The organism is Streptomyces sp. NPDC027962 (assembly GCF_055566095.1).
Window position 1 is genome coordinate 82371 of sequence record NZ_JBVHTA010000025.1, and the last position, 18989, is coordinate 101359.

At 70.5% G+C, this 18989-nt stretch carries 18 protein-coding genes; 6 read left to right on the top strand and 12 right to left on the bottom strand.

Annotated features, from left to right (window positions below):
* Positions 1-118: 118 nt before the first annotated feature.
* A complete protein-coding gene (gene dacB / locus ACZ4SA_RS23065; protein WP_468277532.1) occupies positions 119-1720 on the bottom strand; it encodes a D-alanyl-D-alanine carboxypeptidase/D-alanyl-D-alanine endopeptidase in 1602 nt (533 codons plus the stop codon).
* A 575-nt stretch (positions 1721-2295) separates the two neighbouring features.
* Here dacB and ACZ4SA_RS23070 point away from each other — a divergent pair.
* A complete protein-coding gene (locus ACZ4SA_RS23070; protein ID WP_468277533.1) occupies positions 2296-2958 on the top strand; it encodes a M23 family metallopeptidase in 663 nt (220 codons plus the stop codon).
* A 19-nt stretch (positions 2959-2977) separates the two neighbouring features.
* On the opposite strand, the gene ACZ4SA_RS23075 is transcribed toward ACZ4SA_RS23070, so the two are convergent.
* Positions 2978-3553, bottom strand: coding sequence for a TetR/AcrR family transcriptional regulator (locus tag ACZ4SA_RS23075; RefSeq protein ID WP_468277535.1), 576 nt, complete (start codon positions 3551-3553; stop codon positions 2978-2980).
* A gap of 154 nt (positions 3554-3707) precedes the next feature.
* Here ACZ4SA_RS23075 and ACZ4SA_RS23080 point away from each other — a divergent pair, with 154 nt between their 5' ends.
* On the top strand, positions 3708-5288 hold the full coding sequence (locus ACZ4SA_RS23080) for an MDR family MFS transporter (protein WP_468277604.1): 1581 nt from the start codon (positions 3708-3710) through the stop codon (positions 5286-5288).
* A gap of 87 nt (positions 5289-5375) precedes the next feature.
* Here the strand turns inward: ACZ4SA_RS23080 and cseC are convergent, their stop codons facing one another.
* From cseC to ACZ4SA_RS23115, 7 genes are all read right to left on the bottom strand, one after another.
* On the bottom strand, positions 5376-6734 hold the full coding sequence (gene cseC, locus ACZ4SA_RS23085) for a two-component system sensor histidine kinase CseC (protein ID WP_468277537.1): 1359 nt from the start codon (positions 6732-6734) through the stop codon (positions 5376-5378).
* 70 nt (positions 6735-6804) lie between these two features.
* Positions 6805-7509, bottom strand: coding sequence for a two-component system response regulator CseB (gene cseB, locus ACZ4SA_RS23090; protein ID WP_468277539.1), 705 nt, complete (start codon positions 7507-7509; stop codon positions 6805-6807).
* Positions 7510-7531: 22 nt separating this feature from the next.
* On the bottom strand, positions 7532-8200 hold the full coding sequence (locus tag ACZ4SA_RS23095; RefSeq protein ID WP_468277541.1) for a hypothetical protein: 669 nt from the start codon (positions 8198-8200) through the stop codon (positions 7532-7534).
* Positions 8188-8760: a SigE family RNA polymerase sigma factor gene (locus ACZ4SA_RS23100; protein ID WP_468277543.1), complete on the bottom strand. Its 573-nt coding sequence runs from the start codon at positions 8758-8760 to the stop codon at positions 8188-8190. The genes ACZ4SA_RS23095 and ACZ4SA_RS23100 overlap by 13 nt, the downstream gene beginning before the upstream one ends.
* Positions 8761-8979: 219 nt before the next feature.
* Positions 8980-9894 carry an HhH-GPD family protein gene (locus ACZ4SA_RS23105; protein ID WP_468277545.1) on the bottom strand — a complete coding sequence of 305 codons (915 nt, stop codon included), beginning with the start codon at positions 9892-9894 and terminating at the stop codon, positions 8980-8982.
* A gap of 286 nt (positions 9895-10180) precedes the next feature.
* Positions 10181-11707, bottom strand: coding sequence for a potassium/proton antiporter (locus ACZ4SA_RS23110; RefSeq protein WP_468277546.1), 1527 nt, complete (start codon positions 11705-11707; stop codon positions 10181-10183).
* Positions 11704-11970: a hypothetical protein gene (locus ACZ4SA_RS23115; RefSeq protein ID WP_468277548.1), complete on the bottom strand. Its 267-nt coding sequence runs from the start codon at positions 11968-11970 to the stop codon at positions 11704-11706. The genes ACZ4SA_RS23110 and ACZ4SA_RS23115 overlap by 4 nt, the downstream gene beginning before the upstream one ends.
* Positions 11971-12276: 306 nt before the next feature.
* On the opposite strand from ACZ4SA_RS23115, the gene ACZ4SA_RS23120 reads away from it, so the two are divergent.
* The 3 genes from ACZ4SA_RS23120 to ACZ4SA_RS23130 are packed head-to-tail and all read left to right on the top strand — an operon-like array spanning position 12277 to position 14386.
* Positions 12277-13239: a HAMP domain-containing sensor histidine kinase gene (locus tag ACZ4SA_RS23120; RefSeq protein WP_468277551.1), complete on the top strand. Its 963-nt coding sequence runs from the start codon at positions 12277-12279 to the stop codon at positions 13237-13239.
* Between the two features lie 2 nt (positions 13240-13241).
* Entirely contained in the window at positions 13242-13901 is a 660-nt protein-coding gene (locus ACZ4SA_RS23125; RefSeq protein ID WP_468277554.1) for a response regulator, read from the top strand.
* Between the two features lie 26 nt (positions 13902-13927).
* Positions 13928-14386 carry a CBS domain-containing protein gene (locus tag ACZ4SA_RS23130; protein ID WP_468277557.1) on the top strand — a complete coding sequence of 153 codons (459 nt, stop codon included), beginning with the start codon at positions 13928-13930 and terminating at the stop codon, positions 14384-14386.
* 12 nt (positions 14387-14398) lie between these two features.
* On the opposite strand, the gene ACZ4SA_RS23135 is transcribed toward ACZ4SA_RS23130, so the two are convergent.
* Positions 14399-15052: a phosphatase PAP2 family protein gene (locus ACZ4SA_RS23135; protein ID WP_468277559.1), complete on the bottom strand. Its 654-nt coding sequence runs from the start codon at positions 15050-15052 to the stop codon at positions 14399-14401.
* A gap of 176 nt (positions 15053-15228) precedes the next feature.
* Between ACZ4SA_RS23135 and ACZ4SA_RS23140 the strand changes: the two genes are divergently transcribed.
* A complete protein-coding gene (locus ACZ4SA_RS23140; protein WP_468277562.1) occupies positions 15229-16047 on the top strand; it encodes a hypothetical protein in 819 nt (272 codons plus the stop codon).
* 42 nt (positions 16048-16089) lie between these two features.
* Here the strand turns inward: ACZ4SA_RS23140 and disA are convergent, their stop codons facing one another.
* Positions 16090-17214: a DNA integrity scanning diadenylate cyclase DisA gene (disA, locus tag ACZ4SA_RS23145; RefSeq protein WP_356640347.1), complete on the bottom strand. Its 1125-nt coding sequence runs from the start codon at positions 17212-17214 to the stop codon at positions 16090-16092.
* 44 nt (positions 17215-17258) lie between these two features.
* Positions 17259-18701 carry a DNA repair protein RadA gene (gene radA, locus ACZ4SA_RS23150; protein WP_468277563.1) on the bottom strand — a complete coding sequence of 481 codons (1443 nt, stop codon included), beginning with the start codon at positions 18699-18701 and terminating at the stop codon, positions 17259-17261.
* Positions 18702-18989 lie beyond the last annotated feature (288 nt).

The following is an 18989-nucleotide window of genomic DNA, read 5'->3' on the forward strand; positions in this document are numbered from 1 at the left end:
TACCCCCCCCCACCCCCCCCCCCCCTCCTCCTCCCCCCCCCCCCCCCCCCCCCCCCCCCCCCCCCCCCCCCCCCCCCCCCCCCCCCGGGCCCTTTTGCGTGCGGTCACCGGCCGCCGGTCAGCAGCGCAGGGGCTTGCGCCAGGTGCATTCCAGGGACGTGCCCGGGTCGGCGCTGCGGGTGCCCTGCGCCGACCCGGGCACGATGTCGCCTTCGGCGGTGCCGGAGGACGCCAGTGTGACGACGACCGCGTCCTCGATGCTCTTCACCGAAGGGGCGAGGTAGTTGTTCAGGACGACGCTGTAGACGAGCTCGCGTCCGGCGGAGTCGGTGACGTAGCCCGACAGCGCGGAGGCCCCGGTGAGCGAGCCGGTCTTGCCGCGGGCGTTGAGCGCGGCCGGTGTGTTGCACATACGGGAGCGCAAGGTCCCGCCGACGGCGCGGTCCGGTGCGCACGCCACGGGCAGGGAGGCGTACCAGTCGGCGAACCAGGGGGCGTCACGGACGGACAACAGCAGCGTCGCCAGCTCCTCGGCCGGGAACACGTTCATCCGGGACAGCCCGGAGCCGTCGACCTGGCGGAGGCTGGACGTGGAGACGCCCTCACTCTCCAGATGGGCCCCGATGGCGGCGAGCCCGGCGTCCCAGGTGCCCCGCCCGGCGGTCTTTTGGCCCATGGACTTCGTGAGGGCCTCCGCGTGGATGTTGTTGGAGAGCTTCATGAAGGGATGCATCAGCTCCTTGAGGGGCATGGAGCGGTGCGTGGCGAGCGTGCGGGCGCCGGGCGGGGCCGGCAGTCCAACGCGCGGGCTGCCGGAGATCCGTACACCGTGCTCGGCCAGCGCGTCGGAGAACACGGCGGCCGCGTAGCCCGTCGGCTCCCAGACCGCGATCCATTCCTTGGTGGCTGCCGAGCCGACGGGGATGTCCCCGGTGACCGTGAGGGTGTTGGATCCGTGCTCCCGCGAGACGGCCAATGTGTCCGGCCGGTCCTTCTCGACCGTGGTGGCGCTGATGTCGAGGCGCACATAGTCGGTGGGAGGGGTCAGCTGCACCCGGGGCCGGTCGCCCGGTTCGGCGCCCGGCGTCACCTGGACGACGACCGTTCCGGCGTCGTAGTCGGTGTCGGGGGCCAGCGTGAGCGCCGAGATCTGGGCCGAGTAGTAGGCGGACTCGTCGTCCGCCGCCCAGGAACGGCCCATTCGCTGGTCGTCGAAGTGGGTGTCGTCGGCGACGAGGCGTCCGGTGACGTGCTTGATGCCTGAGGCGGCGAGGTCGGCGGCGAGCCGCTGGTAGTCGCCGGCGAGCATGGTCGGGTCGCCGCTCCCGCGCAGATACACGTCGCCCACGAGGGTGGAGCCCCACCGCTTGCCGGTGGTCAGCACATCGGTGGTGTAGCGGTGGTCGGGGCCGAGGACGGCCATGGCGGCGGCGGACGTGGCGAGCTTGGTGTTGGAGGCAGGCATCAGGCGGTCGCCGGCGTCGCGCTGGTAGAGGCGCTCACCGGTGGCGGCGTCGGCGACGACCACGCTCACCGCCCCGCCGTCCATCCGGGGGTCGGAGAGGACCTTGTCGAGCGCGCCCTTGAGGCCGGTGTCGGAAGGGCCGGCCCCTGCGGGCGAGCTCCAGGTGAGGGTGCAGGCGAGCCCGGCGGCGAGCGTCCAGGTCCAGCCGCGGCGGCGTAAGGGTCGGTGGGCAGGGGTCACGGAGGGTCTGCTCATGGCAGGAGGATCCCGGAACCAAGTGCCCGGGGGAAGGACGTGTGGCGGGTCTTTCGGGCTGTCGGCGGGGCAGGTCGCCGGGCCGAATTCTGTGGCCCCGGTCACGGTGAACGCCTTCGCCGGTGCGGTGTTCTCTCCCTTTCGAGCGGTCGGCGGGCGTGGCCTGGCTCACGATTCCGTGGGCGTCCGAGGGGCTGCTCCGTGACAAGGCGCACAGGCGTTTTCAGGCCTACTAGGTGGCTTAGTGACCTTAATATCCGTTTTGCACCATAAGGGGGAGGCGGGGTGCCCGGGACCTCTGGCCTCTTCGGGCGTCAGTTGCGGCCGGAGGTCCTCGCTCCCGCAGCCCCATGGGCCGGACATGGGGTTAAACCATCCGGAGTGGGGCATAAGTGGGCGTCTTTTCGAGGGGTGGGAGTGGATCCGGGGCGGAGTCAAGGGTCGTATTTCCGCGGCCCCATCTACGACGTGATGTCGTAGATGGGGGGTTTGAGGCGACTTGGGGGCTCGGGTTACCAATGTGGAGCCAGCCCGGCGAGCGTGCCGGGTTCATTCATGCCCGGAGGTTCTCCCGTATGTCGAAGCGCACCATGATCCACCAGCTCCGCCCGTCCGTGCTCCGTACCCGTGGGGCTGTCGTGGCCGCCGGAATGGGTGCCGTGATGGTCGTCGGAGCCGGTGCGGGTGTCGCCTCTGCCGACGCGGGCAAGGCGGCCAAGCCGGCCGTCGTGGACGCCGCCTCCGCCGTGGCCGCCCAGGCCGACGCCCAGGCGGGTGCCGCGAAGGCGAAGACCGCGAAGAAGGCGGCCAAGAAGACCCCCTCGTGGGTGAAGCCGGTCAGCAAGTACACGCTGACCGCGAGCTTCGCGCAGGGCGGCGCCATGTGGTCCGCGAAGCACTCCGGCCAGGACTTCGCCGTGCCGATCGGCACCCCGGTCAAGGCCGTTCACGGCGGCACCGTCGTGAAGGCGGGCCCGAACGGCGGCGGCGACGGTCCCGCGTACGGCAACGCCATCGTGATCAAGCACGCCAACGGCAAGTACTCGCAGTACGCGCACCTGTCGAAGATCAACGTCTCGGTCGGCTCCACGGTGAAGACCGGACAGAACATCGCCAAGTCCGGCAACACCGGCAACTCGTCCGGCCCGCACCTGCACTTCGAGATCCGTACGACCCCGAACTACGGCTCGGCGCTCAATCCGGCGTCCTTCCTGCGCTCCTTCGGTGTCAACCTGTGACGCACGCCTGACGCACGCGTCAGTCCCGGGTGTGGTGTGCCTGGGTGATCAGATCGAGGGCGACTTCGAGGATGGCTTCACGCTTCTCCTCGGGGTCGCCCTCGACGTCTTTGAGGGCGAACGTCGCCGCGTGCATGGTGAACAGCGCACTGAAGCAGCGGACCTGGTCGACCAGGTCGGCGCCGGGCTCCTTGACCAGGTCGAGCAGGGTGAAGACCCGGCTCTTGAAGGTCTCGCCGATGCTGAGTTCCCGCATCGTCGCCTGGTTCTCCTGCATGAACCGGAACAGAGGGGCGGCGGCCGTCAGGGCTTTGTCGTAGCGGACCAGCACTTCCTTCTTTGTCTTAAGGGTCCGCGGCTGCTCCTGCCCCCACTCGATCAGCTCGTCGATCGGCCTGGTCAGGTCCTGGAAAATGCTGATCAGGATGTCTTCCTTGGTTTTGAAGTGGTAGTACAGCGCGGCCTTGGTGACGTCGAGGGCCTCGGCGATCTCGCGCAGTGACGTCTTCTCGTATCCCTGCTCGGCGAACAGCTCCAGGGCCACGTCCTGGATGCGCTGGCGCGTGTTGCCCCTGCGCGGCTGCTGAGTGCCCATGCTGTTCTCCCGGCTCCGAAAACTTACTTGACGCCCGGCTAGTTACGGGTCTACCGTCCCCCAGTGTAGTCAACTAGCCGGGCGGCAGGTAAGTGTGGGCAGGGGAGCGGGGACCATCGTGGAGAAACCAACAGAGCAGGCGGAGGCGGGCGCGCTGGCGGATGCGCCTGCTGCGGCCGGTGACCCGATCGGGATACGCCCCCAGCGGAGCGTGCGCGTGGTCATGCTCGCGCTCATGATCACCATGCTGCTGGCCATGCTCGACAACATGATCGTGGGCACCGCGATGCCCACCATCGTCGGTGAGCTGGGCGGCCTGGAGCATCTGTCCTGGGTCGTCACCGCCTACACCCTGGCCACCGCGGCCTCCACCCCCATCTGGGGCAAGCTCGGCGACCTCTACGGCCGCAAGGGCGTCTTCCTCCTCTCCATCGTGATCTTCCTGATCGGCTCCGTGCTCAGCGGCATGGCCCAGGACATGGGACAGCTGATCGGCTTCCGCGCCGTGCAGGGACTGGGCGCGGGCGGTCTGATGGTCGGCGTGATGGCGATCGTCGGGGACCTGGTACCGCCCCGCGAGCGCGGCCGCTACCAGGGGATGATCGCCGGCGTCATGGCCATCGCGATGATCGGCGGGCCGCTGGTCGGCGGCACCATCACCGACCATCTCGGCTGGCGCTGGAGCTTCTACATCAACCTGCCGCTCGGCGCGATCGCCCTGGCCATGGTCACCGCCGTGCTCCACCTGCCGAAGAAGGAGCGCAGCACGGCCCGTATCGACTATCTCGGCGCCGCGCTGCTCACCGTCGGCATCACCGCGATTGTGCTGGTCACCACCTGGGGCGGCACCGAGTACGCCTGGGACTCGGCCGTGATCATGGAGCTGATCGCCATCGGCGTGGCGTCGCTCGTGGGCTTCCTCTTCGTCGAGACCAAGGCCGCAGAGCCGATCATGCCGCTGCACATCTTCCGCAGCCGCAACTTCACGCTGATGTCCGTCATCGGCTTCCTCGCCGGCTTCGTCATGTTCGGCGCGGTGCTCTTCCTGCCGCTGTTCCAGCAGTCCGTGCAGGGCGCTTCCGCGACCAACTCCGGCCTGCTCCTGCTGCCGATGCTGTTGGCCATGCTCGTCGTCTCGATGGTCGCCGGGCGGGTCACCACGAGTACCGGCAGATACCGGCTCTTCCCGATCGTCGGCGGGGCACTGATGGTCGTGGGCCTGTTCCTGCTCGCCCAGATGGACACCAGCACCTCCCGGCTGACCTCGGGGATCTACATGGCCGTCCTCGGCGCCGGCATGGGCTTCCTGATGCAGATCACGATGCTCGTCGCGCAGAACAGTGTCGAGATGAAGGACATGGGTGTCGCCTCGTCCGCCACCACCCTCTTCCGCACCCTCGGCAGCTCCTTCGGTGTCGCGATCATGGGCGCGCTGTTCACCGCACGCGTCCAGGACGAGATGGCGGCGCGCGGCGGGGCACAGGCGACCGCCGGCTCCGCGCAGCTGGACGCCGCGAGCCTGGCGAAACTGCCCGACCCGCTCCGGGAGGCGTACGAATTCGCCGTCGCCTCCGGCACGCACGCGGCGTTCCTCGTCGCCGGCTCCGTGGCGGTGATCGGCTTCCTGGCGGCGCTCTTCGTCAAGGAGGTGCCGCTGCGCGGGGCCGGCCCGGCGGACGACGCACCGGACAAGGACGCCCCCGACGACACGGCGAAGGTCGCGCAGACCGTCTGACACCGCTCCGGATCCGACCGAGGACCCGCCTACTGCACGGTGAGGCACGGCTCTCCACGCACGGTGAGTCCCCGCCCCGGCGGGGACTCACCCGCGGGCTTTCGCGCCCTTCGCCCCCTCGGCCTTCCATTCCCTCAGGGACAGCACGGGGAAGCTCCCGGTGTTCGTCGGCGCGTGCTCCGGAAGCCACAGCACGGCGATCGCACCGCCGGAATCCCCCAGAGGCGTCGCCCCCTCCGGTGCGGCGTTGCGGAACGTCAGCCGTGCCCCCAGCACCCGGGCCTGACCTGCGGCGATCGTGAGCCCCAGGCCGTGGCCGGTCCCGGCACGGTCGCTCGCCCCCGTACGGAAGCGGCTCGGCCCCTCCCGCAGCAGGGCCTCCGGGAAACCGGGCCCGTGGTCCCGCACGCGCACCACACGGCCCTCGACGGTGACCTCGATCGGCCCCTTGCCGTACTTGACGGCGTTGGTGAGCAGATTGCCGAGGATGCGCTCGAGCCGCCGTGGGTCGGTGTTGACCCATGAGCTGTGCACCACCCGGATCTCCGCATCGGGGTGGACCGCGGCGACCCGGCGGCCGACGAACTCGCCCAGCTGGATCTCCTGCAGCTCGGCACGCTCGGAGGCGCTGTCGAGTCTCGCCACCTCCAGCACGTCCTCGACCAGCGTCCGCATGGCCTGCGCCCGGTCCCGCACCAGCTCCGTCGGCCGGCCCGGCGGCAGCAGCTCGGCAGCCGTGAGCAGGCCCGTGACCGGGGTGCGCAGCTCGTGTGCGATGTCTGCGGTGACCCGGCGCTCTGCTTCGATGCGCGCGTTGAGTGCGTCGGTCATTGCGTCGACAGCCCGGGCCAGATCGTCGGTCTCGTCGCGTACGACCCCGCCGATGGCGTCCCGCACCCGTACCTCGTGGTTGCCCTGCGCCACATTGCCGGCCGCGGCGGCCGCCTTGCGCAGTCGGCGCGAGAGCTGCCCGCCGATCAGGACGCCGAGCGCGGAACCGCCGAGCACCACCGACACGGAACCGATGATCAGGGCACGGTCCAGGTCCTGCATCACGACGGCGCTGCGGCCCGCGAAGTCGGTGTGCAGCGAGAGCACGTCGCCGCTCGCGAGGGGCACGGCCGCCCAGATCTCGGGTGTGCCGTCGTCGCCCTCGTCGACGTACGAGCCGCGCCGGTTCTCCCGCATGAGCTGCTGGAGCTCCTTCGGCAGCGCCGGGTCGTTGACCTTGCTGTTGAAGCGCGGGTCCTTGTTCTTGGACGTCTCGTACCAGCGCTGGGCGAGCAGCACGCGGTCCATCTGCACATCGCGGGCGTTGTCGAGCATGGAGACCCGGGCGGCGTTGTGCACGACGAGGCTCAGCGCCATGGCGATCAGGGCGCCGACCGCCGCGATCGCGATGCTGATCTTCCAGCGGACGCCGGTGCGCAGGACAAGACGCCTCATGCGGTGGGACTCTCCTCGGCTCTCATAGGGCGGCTTCCAGCTCTCCCGGGGCGGCTCTCACAGGCGCGCCTCAGGCCCTGAGTTTGTAGCCGAAGCCGCGGACCGTCTCGATCCGGTCCTGACCGATCTTGGTGCGCAGACGCTGCACATGGACGTCCACCACCCGGGTGTCGCCGCCCCAGCCGTAGTCCCAGACCCGCTCCAGCAGCTTGTCCCGGGACAGCACGGTGCCGGGCGCGCCCGAGAACTCCAGCAGCAGCCGCATCTCGGTCGGCGTCAGGGACACCGGCTCACCGGACCTGCGGACCTCCATGCCCTCCGTGTCGATCGCCAGATCGCCGAAGGTCAGCTCGCCCCCCTGTACCTGCCGGCCCGCCGCGGCCGCGTCGCCCGCCGCGCCGCTCGCATGCCCGAAGCGGCGCAGCACGGCTCGGATGCGGGCGACGAGCACGGCGCCGTCGAAGGGCTTGGTGACGTAGTCGTCGGCGCCGGCCTCGAGGCCGAGCACGACGTCGATCGAGTCGGCACGCGCCGAGAGCATGATCACCGGGACGGTCGACTCGTCACGGATACGGCGGCACAGGCTCACCCCGTCGAGGCCCGGCACCATCACGTCCAGCAGCGCGATGTCCGGCCGCTCCGCCCGGAAGGCCTCCAGGCCCAGCAGTCCGTCGGGTACCGCGGTGACCGCGAAGCCGTCCCGCTCCAGTGCGAGCTGGGTGGCCTCGCGGATGACATCGTCGTCCTCGACGAAAAGCACGTGGGTCTCGGCCATCCGGCTGCTCTCTCAGTTCTCTTCAGTTCTCGGCCGGCGCGGACGGTTCGGTGGCGACCACCTCGCCCTCCCCGACCGCTCTGCTGAATTCGTTGCGCACCCAGAACTGCCGGGTGAACTTACCGGACGACCAGCGGTAGGTGCTCACTTCCTCGCCGGACGGCTCCTCGACGGGGTCGTTCTTGGCGTACACCTGTTTGGTCACCACCAGGTCGCCCCGGTCGACCGCCGCGTAGACGGCCGGCTCCTCGACGGAGAAGACGTTCTCGTACGCCTTTCCGTTCTCCCGGTACACATAGGTGCCCATGCCGACCGCGTCTCCGCAGGTCAGCACGTTGACGATGACGTCCGGCGTGTCGCTCCCGGTGAGGACCGCGTACGAGGTGTCGACGGGATACGAGTTCTTGGCGCACGGCCGCAGGTCCGCCTTGACCCGCGGACTGACTTTCGGGTCGGCCATCAGCAGCTCGACCGCGTCGACCGCCTTCGTGAACTGTCCCGCGCCGCCCGAAGGCGCCGGGGAGGGCGGGGCCTTGCTCGCCGCCTCCGACGGCGCCGCCCCCTCGTCCTGCACCCCCGTGCCCCCCGTGGAGCAGCCGGTCGCGAACAGGACTACGGCGACGAGCCCGGCCGTCGCCGTGCCGCTCGCCGCCTTGGTCCCGCTGCCCCCCTTGCCTCTCAGGCCGCGCACCGCTCCTGCTCCCGTCCGTCATGCCGCTGGGCCCGCCGCGCGTCATCGCGCTCCAGGGCGCGGGCGTCCAGGTCCCGTGCCTCGAGCTCCTGACGGAGCCGGGCAAGCGCCCGGTGCAGCGTGCTCTTCACGGTACCGGCCGACATCCCGAGCGCGGCAGCGGTCTCCTCGGTGCTCATCTGCTCCCAGTGGCGCAGCACGACGACGCTGCGCTGCTTCGGCGCCAGTACCTTGAGCACGTCCATCAGCAGAGCGCGGTCCGCGCGCTGCTCGCTGCCGTCCTCGACGCTCGCGTCGGGCAGCTGCTCGGTGGGGACCTCCTCGAGCTTGCGGGCCCGCCACCACTCGGTGCGCGTATTGATCATCACGCGGCGAAGGTACGCGTCCGCGAGCGACTTGTCCGCGATTCCGTCCCATCGGCCGTAGGTGCGCACCAGAGCGGTCTGGAGCAGGTCCTGCGCGTCGATCGGGTCGGGGACGAGACGCCGGGCGCTACGCAGCAGCGCCTCCTGCCGGGTGCGTACGTACTCCTCGAATTCGAGCACCTCGCCGTGCGCCATTCCAACCGCCTCCGTCCCCGTGACCAAGCTCTGTGTGCTTGCGCGTTCTCGCGCGTGTTTCTTGTGGTCCGTCCTGCGTCACAAGAAGCTACGGAGGCGTTGTCACGGCACTGTGCGGGGCAGCCGTCGGAGGGCGCACGGCCATCCATCGGTTGTGTAACAGCGGATGTTTCGGGTGGGGTGGAGGTGGGGTATAGGCGGTCGCTCGCCGCCGCTGGCTCAGGCGTGCGGGAGACGGTAGTGGTTGTCCTCCAGCGGCTCGACCAGTCCGTCGGCGACCAGGCCGTCCAAGGCCCGGGCCCGCTGCACCGGCTCGTGCCAGACCGCGTCCAGCGCCGCCCGGGGCACCGGTGTCACGGCCTCGCGCAGCACGGCCAGCAGCTTGCCGCGGACCTGGCGGTCCGTACCGGCGTACGTCTGGCCCCGGCGTGCCGGACCGACGTGCGCCGGCTTGCCCGCCAGCCGCCAGGCGCACCGGTCCGAGATCGGGCAGCGCGCACAGTCCTCGTTCTTGGCCGTGCACACGAGTGCGCCCAGCTCCATCGAGGCCGCGGCCCAGCGGGCGGCGGTCCGCTCCTCCTCGGGCAGCAGCAGCCGGGCCAGCTTGCGTTCGGCGGCGGTTGTCGCGTTCGGCGGGTACTGGATACCGGTCGCCGCGCGGGCGAAGACCCGCCGGACGTTGGTGTCCAGGACGGCGTGCCGCTGGCCGTACGCGAACGAGGCCACGGCCGCCGCCGTGTACTCGCCGATGCCGGGCAACGCGAGGAGCTGCGCGTGATCACTCGGCACCTCGCCGCCGTGACGCTCCGTTATCGCCTGCGCGGCGCCGTGCAGACGCAGCGCCCGCCGGGGGTAGCCGAGCCGGCCCCAGGCGCGGACGGCCTCACCGGGCGCCTCCTGAGCGAGATCGGCCGGACGAGGCCAGCGGGCCAGCCAGTGCTCGTACACGGGCAGAACCCGGCTCACCGGGGTCTGCTGCAGCATGAACTCGCTGACCATCACGCCCCAGGCGCCTGCCTCGGGGCGACGCCAGGGCAGGTCGCGGGCGTGCTGCTCGAACCAGGCGATGACGGGGGTGTGGAGCGAGACGGGGTCGACGGTGTCGGACGTCTGGGTTTCATGAGTGACAGTCATGGCAGACCGATCCTGGCACGTCCGGCGGTGCGGATGCCGCATACGCGGGGGCCGGGCAAGCCACGAGTTCGTGTCCGTCGTCGTGGGGGCTGGGGGGCCGTTCATGACGACTCGGTGGCTGGTGTCGACGAGCCGGTCCGATGACACCCTGCCGAGGCACTCTTCCGCCGGCGGGTCACCGTGCCGAAATGCCGGGGGAGACCGCGGACGGCGACGGCTCCCGCCGACACCGGCCGGACCCCATTTCGCGCAGTCGTACTGCTGGGTGAGGTTGTCGACGGCCTCATCATCGCCGGGCGGATCGGCGGGTTCCGGATTCCGGGTTTCCGTTTTCGCCGAGCCACCGGGCGAGTTTTCCGCGTCTGCCGATCGCGCGCAGGCGCCGTTCGACGGCTTCGCGCGTGTCAGGGATGGTGATCAACAGGAGCTCGTCCCCCGTGCGGAGCACGGTGTCCTGGTGAGGAACGACGGTGGTTCCGTTGCGGACGACAAGTGTGACAACAGTCGGGGGCGGCAGCCGCAGTTCGAAGACGGCCACGCCCCTCAGGCGGGAGCCTTGGGGGATGGTGACGGTGAGAAGGTCGGCGTCCAGTACGTCCAGAGGAGCGGTCTCCACCTGGACGTCGCGCAGCGCTCCCGGCCGGGTCAGGCCCAGGAGCCGGGCGGCAGCAGGCAGGCTGGGCCCTTGAAGGAGGGTGAACAGGACGACGAGGACGAACACGATGTTGAGCAGGTGCCCGGCACCGTCGACACCGGCGACGATGGGGAAGGTGGCGAGTACGATCGGCACGGCGCCGCGCAGCCCCGCCCAGGAGATGAACACCTGCTCGCGCCAGGGCACGCGGAACGGCAGCAGACAAGCCAGTACTGATGCGGGCCGGGCGAGAAGAAGCAGGACCAGCCCGACCGCGACGGCGGGCAGCACGGCGGACGGCAGCTCGCTGGGCGTGACCAGAAGGCCGAGCATCACGAACAGACCGATCTGCGCGAGCCAGCCGGCCCCTTCGGCGAAGGACCGGGTAGCGGCCCGGTGGGGCAACTTGGAGTTGCCCAGGACGAGCGCCGCCAGGTAGGCGGCGATGATGCCGCTCGCGTTCACGGCGCCGGCGGCGGCGAAGGCGACGATGCCGAACCCTACGGTGGCCAGCGGGTACAAGCCGGTGGCGGGCAGGGCGATGTGCCGCAGCGCGGCGACCCCCGCGCGCCCCACCACCAGCCCGAGCAGACTGCCGACGGCGAGCTGGTAGAGGAGATTGCCGAGGATGTGCGCGGGGCCCGGCAGGTCGGTGACGGCAGTGCTGAAGACCAGCACCAGGATGATGGTCGGAGCGTCGTTGAACCCGGACTCGGCTTCCAGCAGTCCGGTGACCTTCTGCGGCAGCGGCAGGGCGCGCAGGACCGCGAACACGGCCGCGGCGTCGGTGGAGGACACGATCGCGCCCAGCAGCAGCGCCAGATGCCAGTCCATACCCAGCAGCCAGTGTGCCCCGGCAGCTGTCACCGCGACAGAGACGGCAACCCCCGCGGTGGCCAGTACGCCGGCGGGCGCGAGCAGGCGTTTGACGTCGGGCCAGTGGGTGGTCAGGCCGCCTTCGACCAGAATGACGGCCAAGGCCGCTGTGCCCAGGGCCTGGGCCAGTTGGGCGTCGTCGAATTCCAGGCCGAGGACGTCCTCACCCACGATCACCCCGACGGCGAGGAACAGCAGCAGGCTCGGCAGGCCGAGCCGGTTGGCGGTTCTCGCCGCCGCGATGCTGGCGAGGAGTACCGTGCCCCCGATCAGCAGCACGAGATACATCTCCTGGAGGGTCACGGCGGTGGCTCCGCGTCGCTGCCGGAATCATGCCGGCGGTGGCCCAGGACGGCCGTGCGGGTGGCGCGGGGGGGCGAAGCCGTGCGCCGCGGCTCCCAGCCCGACGAGTCCCGCCGCGATGAGCAGTCCGTTGCCGTATCGGTCGCCCCCACAATGACGACCGCGTCGGCGAGCGCAGCAGCGACCCGGTGCAGCCACTCGGTCGCGATCAGGAGATACGCGGGAGCGAGGACCGCCACAGCCGGCCAGGCGGTCACGCTCATGTTCGCTTCCCCTCTGGTGCGCCACATGGGCCGTCGTCAGAACCGCGTCCCCTGCAGATGCGGGGCCAGGGTTCCACCGTCGCCCCCGGGACCGTGCGGCGACCATCGGGGCCGTCACCCAAATCGGGTGGGGGCGAATATGCAGATGACCGGAGATCCTGAGCCGGAAATGGGTGCCGGCCCCGATGGACAGCGGCACGCAGGCCCCGCAACTTTGAACGGTGACGGGACCAGCCCGGCTGCACGGAAGGACTGCGCGTGTCGGCGATAGTGGGAGAGGCCCGAAAACGAGGGAGGCCGTGCTCTGTGTCCTTGTTCTGGCGGATCTTCCTGCTCAACGCCGCAGTGCTCTTCGCGGCAACCGCCCTGCTGCTGCTCGGCCCGGTCACCGTCTCCACGCCCGTACTACTGACCGAGGCCCTGATTCTGACGGGCGGCGTGGCGTTCATGCTCGTCGCCAACGCAGCCCTCCTACGCATCGGCCTCGCGCCACTGCAACGACTCACCCGCGCGATGACAACGACCGATCTGCTGCGTCCCGGACACCGCCCTGCCGCCTCAGGCCACGGCGAGATCGCCGACCTCATCACGACGTTCAACAGCATGCTCGACCGGCTGGAGGCCGAGCGCGCGGCCAGCAGCGCGCTCGCCCTCTCAGCCCAGGAAGCCGAGCGCCGCCGTATCGCGCAAGAGCTGCATGACGAGATCGGCCAAAGCCTGACGGCGGTGCTGCTGGAGCTCAAACGCGTCGCTGACCAAGCACCTGCCCGCTTGCAGACCGAGCTGCACCACGTGCAGGAGACCACCCGCGACAGCCTCGACGAGATCCGCCGCATCGCCCGCCGCCTGCGCCCCGGCGTCCTGGACGAGCTCGGCCTGAACAGCGCGTTGAAAGCCCTCACCACCGAGATCACCACCCACACCGACCTCACCGTCACACGCCACTTCGACACCCAGCTGCCCGGACTCGGGCAGGAAACAGAGCTGGTCCTCTACCGAGTCGCCCAGGAAGCGCTGACCAACGTCGTTCGGCACGCCGGCGCCCGCCGGGCCGACATCGCCGTGCACCGCGCCCGGAAAGGTGTGGAACTGCTGATCCGGGACGACGGCCGGGGCCTCCGCGACGCGCCCGAGGGGGCGGGCCTGCGGGGGATGCGCGAACGAGCCCTGCTCATCGGTGCCGACCTCACCGTCACGCCCGGCTGCGAAGGAGGCACAGAGGTACGGCTGTACGTACCGAACGCCCCGACGGGGGACAGGAGCAACTGACCATGGCCGAACCGGCGAAGATCCGCATCCTGCTCGCGGACGACCACGCCCTCGTACGCCGCGGGGTGCGCCTGATCCTCGACAACGAACCCGACCTCAACGTCGTCGCCGAGGCCGGCGACGGCGCGGAAGCGATCGAACTGGCCCGTACCGAACGGCCGGACCTGGCCATTCTGGACATCGCCATGCCGCGGCTGACCGGCCTGCAAGCCGCACGAGAACTCTCCCGGCTTCAGCCGGCGACTCGCATCCTGATCCTGACCATGTACGACAACGAGCAGTACTTCTTCGAGGCCCTCAGAGCCGGAGCTGCCGGTTACGTACTCAAATCCGTCGCGGACCGCGACCTCGTCGAAGCCTGTCACGCGGCAATACGGGACGAGCCCTTCCTCTACCCCGGAGCTGTCCACGCTCTGATCCGCAACTACCTCGACCGCACCCGCGAAGGCGGCCGTCCCCCGGCCAGGGCCATCACCGACCGCGAGGAGGAGGTACTCAAGCTTGTCGCCGAAGGGCACACCTCACAGGAGATCGCCGAACTCCTGATCATCAGCGTCAAGACCGTCGAACGCCACCGGGCCAACCTGCTGCAAAAACTCGGCCTGAAAGACCGACTCGAACTCACCCGTTACGCCATCAGAGTCGGACTGATCGAACCATAGGACCAGCCCGCACCCAGGAGGCCGCCATGCTCGCCCGAGACCTCGCCGAGCCCTACCCCTGCGTCACCACGGACGACCCGGCTGCAGACGCGGCGCGACTACTGGCCGAGCAGGGGCTGCCCGCCCTCCTGGTGCTCGACGCCGACGGACAGCCCTACTCCATCGTCCCCGGCTCCCAAATGGTCCGTCAGCTGCTGCCCGAGTACCTGCTGAACGACCCGCTGCTCGCCGCCACCGCCGGCGACCGGCATCACGCCGACATCATGGACCGCCTGGAGGGACTCACCGTCGCCGAATGGGCGCCCCGACGACGCTACCCGCCCCACTTCGTCGGACCCGACGCCCACCCCATGGAAATCGCCGCGCTGATGGCCCGTACCCACAGCCCCCTGATTGCGGTGATCGAGCGCCACGGCAACCGGGTACAGCTTCTTGGCACCGTCACGGCCGCCCGCCTCATGCACCACATCATCGGCGGATCATGAGGAGGACGCGCGTCAGGCGCGGGGCTCGTACGTGTCTCGGTTCGGTGCCGCGTGCGTCGCCTCGCCCGGGCCGGTGAGCCACACGGCCAACGGAGCACGGCTCATCCGCATCGTGCCCAGCAGGGCACGCGCCGGCCGGAGCAGGAGCACGACGAACACGGTCGCGACCACCCCGCCGGCGACCAGGCCGGTCAGCACGTCGTGCGGGTAGTGCACGCCCACGAAGACCCGTGAGAAGGCCATCAGCAGCGCCATCGGGACGGTGAGCAGAGCTGTCCGCGGCCACGCGATCGCCAGCGCCACGGCCGCCGCGCCCGCGATCGCCGAGTGGTTGCTGGGGAAGGACCAGTCACCGGTCGGCGGGCACGGCACCAGCGAGGCTGCCGCGTCAGCGACCGTGCGGCACGGGCGTTCCTCGTCCACGACCGACTTGAGCGACTCGCTGACGACATAGCCGACGGCCGTCGCGAGAGGGGCGAGCACCGCGAGCCCCAGGGCGCGGGTGTCAGCGGTCCGCGACCGCCACCACGCCAGGACGAACAGAAGGCCGAAGAGCAACAGCCCCGCCTCCGTCCAGAGTTCGGTGAGATGTTGCATCCAGGTGGGAGTCGTGTGGGCGAAGTCGACTATGTCGCGGTAGAGATCGCGGGTCATGCTGCTGTCCATGGTCACGGACCGTACCCTCTCGGCGGCAGCGGTCACGCCCTGCGATCGGTCATGGTCACCCCTGACGAAAGTGACGGGCTCCACGGGGACGGGCCGTGATGATGATCGGCAGAGTTTGGGAAGTGCGGCGGCGGGTGGGGCGGGAGTTGGCCCGGTTCTCTCGTAGAGTTTGGGCCGTGGGATCTCTGCGCAATCCGATCGGGCCGCTCCCCTCCTCCATCTACTGGCGACGGAGGGCAGTCGCGGCGTCGTTGATCGCGCTGCTCGCGGTGCTGATCGTATGGGCCGTGAGTTCGGCGGGAGGCAGCGGCGGGACGAGCAATCAGGGCGACGACGGCAAGGGCCCCGCGCCTTCGATCACGCCTGGGCCCGACCAGTCGGGGCCCGCGATCAGCGAACAGCCGGGTGGGCGCGACGAGTCGGACGGCGGCACCGGCAGCGGTGACGGCGACGGCAGTGGCGAGGGCAGCAGCGGCAACGGCTCGGCCACTTCAGGCGGTACGGGTGGTACGGGCGGAGCCGGCGGCGGCACGGCGGGCGGCGGGACAAGCACCGGCGGTCCCACGGGCCGACCCGTTCCGGCAGGCTCGGCGCTCCCCAACTGCGCTCCGGGCTCGCTGAAGTTGACACTGCGCAGCGCCAAGGTCTCGTACGCGCCGGGGGAGAAGCCCTCGTTCCAGCTCGTCGTCTCCAACTCCTCCGCGACGACCTGCAAGGCGGACTTCGGTCCCAAGGCCGCCGTGTTCACCGTGACCGACGCCGAGGACGACGCCGTGTGGTCCACCAAGGACTGCCCGCGTCCGGCCGGAAGCCGCCTGCTCCAGGTCCCGGCGCGATCGACGATCACGCACACCGTGGAGTGGGACCGCAAGCGGAGCGCGCCGAAGTGTGCGACGCCGCCGGCGGGTGCCGTCGGGCCCGGCACCTATCTGGTGGAGGCCGCGTTCCCCGGCGCGACGGTGCTGCCGGCCTCGTTCCGTCTCGAGAAGAGCTGAGGCAGCACTCAACGAGGCGGTGCGTCGCCCGAAGCTCCGGCGCTACACGTACCGCTCGAGGATCGACGACTCGGCGAGCCGCGACAGGCCCTCCCGCACGCTGCGGGCCCGCGCCTCGCCGACGCCGTCCACCGCCTGCAGGTCGTCCACGCTGGCCGCGAGCAGCTTCTGCAGCCCGCCGAAGTGCTCGACGAGCCGCTCGATGATCGCGCCCGGCAGCCGCGGAACCTTCGCCAGCAGTCGGTAACCGCGCGGGGAGACCGCGGAGTCGAGCGTCTCCGGGGAGCCGCTGTATCCGAGCGCCCTTGCGACGGTGGGCAGTTCGAGAAGCTCGGCATGGCTGAGCGCGTCGAGCTCGGCGAGCGCCTCGTCCACGGTGCGTGAGCGCTTCGCAGTCGGTTCGGGCACGTAGTCCCGGACGACCAGTTCGCGCTCGGGCTCCACACCGGCGATCAACTCGTCGAGCTGGAGGGCCAGCAGACGGCCGTCGGTGCCCAACTCCACCACGTACTCGGCGATCTCGGTCGCGATCCGGCGCACCATTTCCAGCCGCTGGGCGACCGCGGTGACGTCCCGGACGGTGACGAGGTCCTCGATCTCGAGGGCGGAGAGCGTGCCCGCGACCTCGTCGAGGCGGAGCTTGTACCGCTCGAGGGTGGCGAGGGCCTGGTTGGCGCGGGACAGGATCGCCGCCGACTCCTCAAGGACCCGGCGCTCGCCGTCCACGTACAGCGCGATCAGACGCATCGACTGCGAGACGGAGACCACGGGGAAGCCGCACTGCCGGGAGACCCGGTCCGCGGTGCGGTGCCGGGTGCCCGTCTCCTCGGTGGGGATCGACGCGTCCGGGACGAGCTGCACACCCGCCCGGAGGATCTTGGAGATGTCCTTGTCGAGGATGAGCGCGCCGTCCAGCTTGCACAGCTCGCGCAGCCGGGTGGCGGTGAACTCCACGTCCAGCACAAAACCGCCGGTGCACATCGACTCGACGGTCTTGTCCATGCCGAGAACGATCAGGCCTCCGGTGTTGCCGCGGAGGATGCGCTCCAGTCCGTCGCGCAGGGCGGTGCCCGGGGCGACGGCGCTCAGGGCGGCGCGGATCAGCGCTTCGTTGCCGGAGCCTCCGCCGGACTTTCCGGGTGCTGATGCCCCGTCCTTGGCTGCCACTGCACTCCTCCGGCTCGTACGGGTGGGCGAGACCAGGGCAAAGTCTACCGGCGAGCTTCCTGCTCCCGTGGGGCCTCCGCCCGCTCTCTGCGTGAGCCGCCGCCCGAGCCGCCCTGACGGCCCTGCGGAAGCACCCGCAGAGCATCCCCCACGTTTGCCACTTCGGTGACTTTCATACCGGCGGGGATCTTGCCGGGATCGGTCGGCACCAGGGCTTGTGTGAAGCCGAGCCGGTGCGCCTCTGCCAGCCTGCGCTGGACGCCCGTGACCCTTCTGACCTCGCCCGCGAGGCCGACCTCACCGATCGCGACCAGGTTCTTCGGCAGCGGGGTGTCGCTCGCGGCGGACGCGAGGGCGAGCGCGACGGCCAGGTCCGCGGCGGGCTCCGAGAGCTTCACCCCGCCGACCGTCGCGCTGTAGATGTCGCGCTTGCCGAGGGCGGAGATCCGGCCGCGCTGCTCCAGCACCGCCAGCATCATCGACACGCGCGAGGTCTCCAGGCCCGATGTGGTGCGCCGGGGGGAGGGGATCTGGGAGTCGACGGTCAGTGCCTGCACCTCGGCCACCAGTGGGCGGCGGCCTTCGAGGGTGACCGTCAGACAGGTGCCGGGGACCGGCTCGTCCCGTCGGGTCAGGAACAGGCCCGACGGGTCCGCGAGGCCGGTGATGCCCTCGTCGTGCAGCTCGAAGCAGCCGACCTCGTCCGTCGCCCCGTAGCGGTTCTTCACGCCGCGGACCAGGCGCAGGCGGGCGTGCCGGTCGCCCTCGAAGGAGAGCACCACGTCCACCAGGTGCTCCAGCAGACGCGGTCCGGCGATGGCGCCGTCCTTGGTGACATGGCCGACGAGCAGCGTCGACATGCCGCGCTCCTTGGAGGCGCGGATGAGCGCGCCCGCGACCTCCCGGACCTGGGCCATGCCGCCGGGCGCGCCGTCGATCTCGGGGGACGCCACGGTCTGCACGGAGTCCAGGATCAGCAGCGACGGCTTGACCGCGTCCAGATGGCCGAGCACCGCGGAGAGGTCGGTCTCCGCGGCCAGATAGAGGTGGTCGTGCAGGGCGTTGATCCGGTCGGCGCGCAGCCGGACCTGGCTCGCGGACTCCTCGCCCGTGACGTAGAGCGTGCGGTGGTCGTCGCTCGCCGCTTTGGCTGCGACGTCGAGGAGCAGCGTCGACTTGCCGACACCCGGCTCGCCCGCGAGCAGCACGACGGCGCCGGGCACCAGCCCGCCGCCGAGGACGCGGTCGAGCTCGGCCACGCCGGTCGTGCGGGCGGTCGCCTGCCGGCCGTCGACCTGGCCGATGGGGAGGGCCGCGGTGGAGACGCGGCCGGCGGCGGTGGTGCGGACGGCGGGTGCGCCGTACTCCTCGACCGTGCCCCATGCCTGGCACTCGGGGCAGCGGCCGAGCCACTTGACGGTCGTCCAGCCGCATTCGGTGCAGCGGTAGGACGGCCGGTCCTTCGCGGATTTCGTACGGGCAGCCATGCGCAAACCGTAGCGGTGACCACCGACAGTGCCCCGGCCCGGCCGAAGGACGGAGTGCGTGGGAGCCGTGCGGGAGTGCGCCGGGAGCAGGGAAGGGGGTGCGTACAGGCGCGCGCCGGGAGTCCGAGGAGGGTGCGCGCGGAGTGTGCCGGGAGTACGGAGGGGAGTGCGCGCGGGCGTGCGCCTGGGCGCACGGGCGATAGTGCAGGAACGCCGGAATTCGGCGTTCCTGTCCCCCTTCGAGGGAACGGTTCACCCGTAGGGATTAAAAGTGTTCAAGGGGTACGA

Bases quoted from the DNA above. Each gene is read 5' to 3' on its own strand.
- dacB (WP_468277532.1), bottom strand. From the start codon at position 1,720: ATGAGCAGACCCTCCGTGACCCCTGCCCACCGACCCTTACGCCGCCGC.
- ACZ4SA_RS23070 (WP_468277533.1), top strand. From the start codon at position 2,296: ATGTCGAAGCGCACCATGATCCACCAGCTCCGCCCGTCCGTGCTCCGT.
- ACZ4SA_RS23075 (WP_468277535.1), bottom strand. From the start codon at position 3,553: ATGGGCACTCAGCAGCCGCGCAGGGGCAACACGCGCCAGCGCATCCAG.
- cseC (WP_468277537.1), bottom strand. From the start codon at position 6,734: ATGAGGCGTCTTGTCCTGCGCACCGGCGTCCGCTGGAAGATCAGCATC.
- cseB (WP_468277539.1), bottom strand. From the start codon at position 7,509: ATGGCCGAGACCCACGTGCTTTTCGTCGAGGACGACGATGTCATCCGC.
- ACZ4SA_RS23100 (WP_468277543.1), bottom strand. From the start codon at position 8,760: ATGGCGCACGGCGAGGTGCTCGAATTCGAGGAGTACGTACGCACCCGG.
- ACZ4SA_RS23105 (WP_468277545.1), bottom strand. From the start codon at position 9,894: ATGACTGTCACTCATGAAACCCAGACGTCCGACACCGTCGACCCCGTC.
- ACZ4SA_RS23115 (WP_468277548.1), bottom strand. From the start codon at position 11,970: ATGAGCGTGACCGCCTGGCCGGCTGTGGCGGTCCTCGCTCCCGCGTAT.
- ACZ4SA_RS23125 (WP_468277554.1), top strand. From the start codon at position 13,242: ATGGCCGAACCGGCGAAGATCCGCATCCTGCTCGCGGACGACCACGCC.
- ACZ4SA_RS23130 (WP_468277557.1), top strand. From the start codon at position 13,928: ATGCTCGCCCGAGACCTCGCCGAGCCCTACCCCTGCGTCACCACGGAC.
- ACZ4SA_RS23135 (WP_468277559.1), bottom strand. From the start codon at position 15,052: ATGGACAGCAGCATGACCCGCGATCTCTACCGCGACATAGTCGACTTC.
- radA (WP_468277563.1), bottom strand. From the start codon at position 18,701: ATGGCTGCCCGTACGAAATCCGCGAAGGACCGGCCGTCCTACCGCTGC.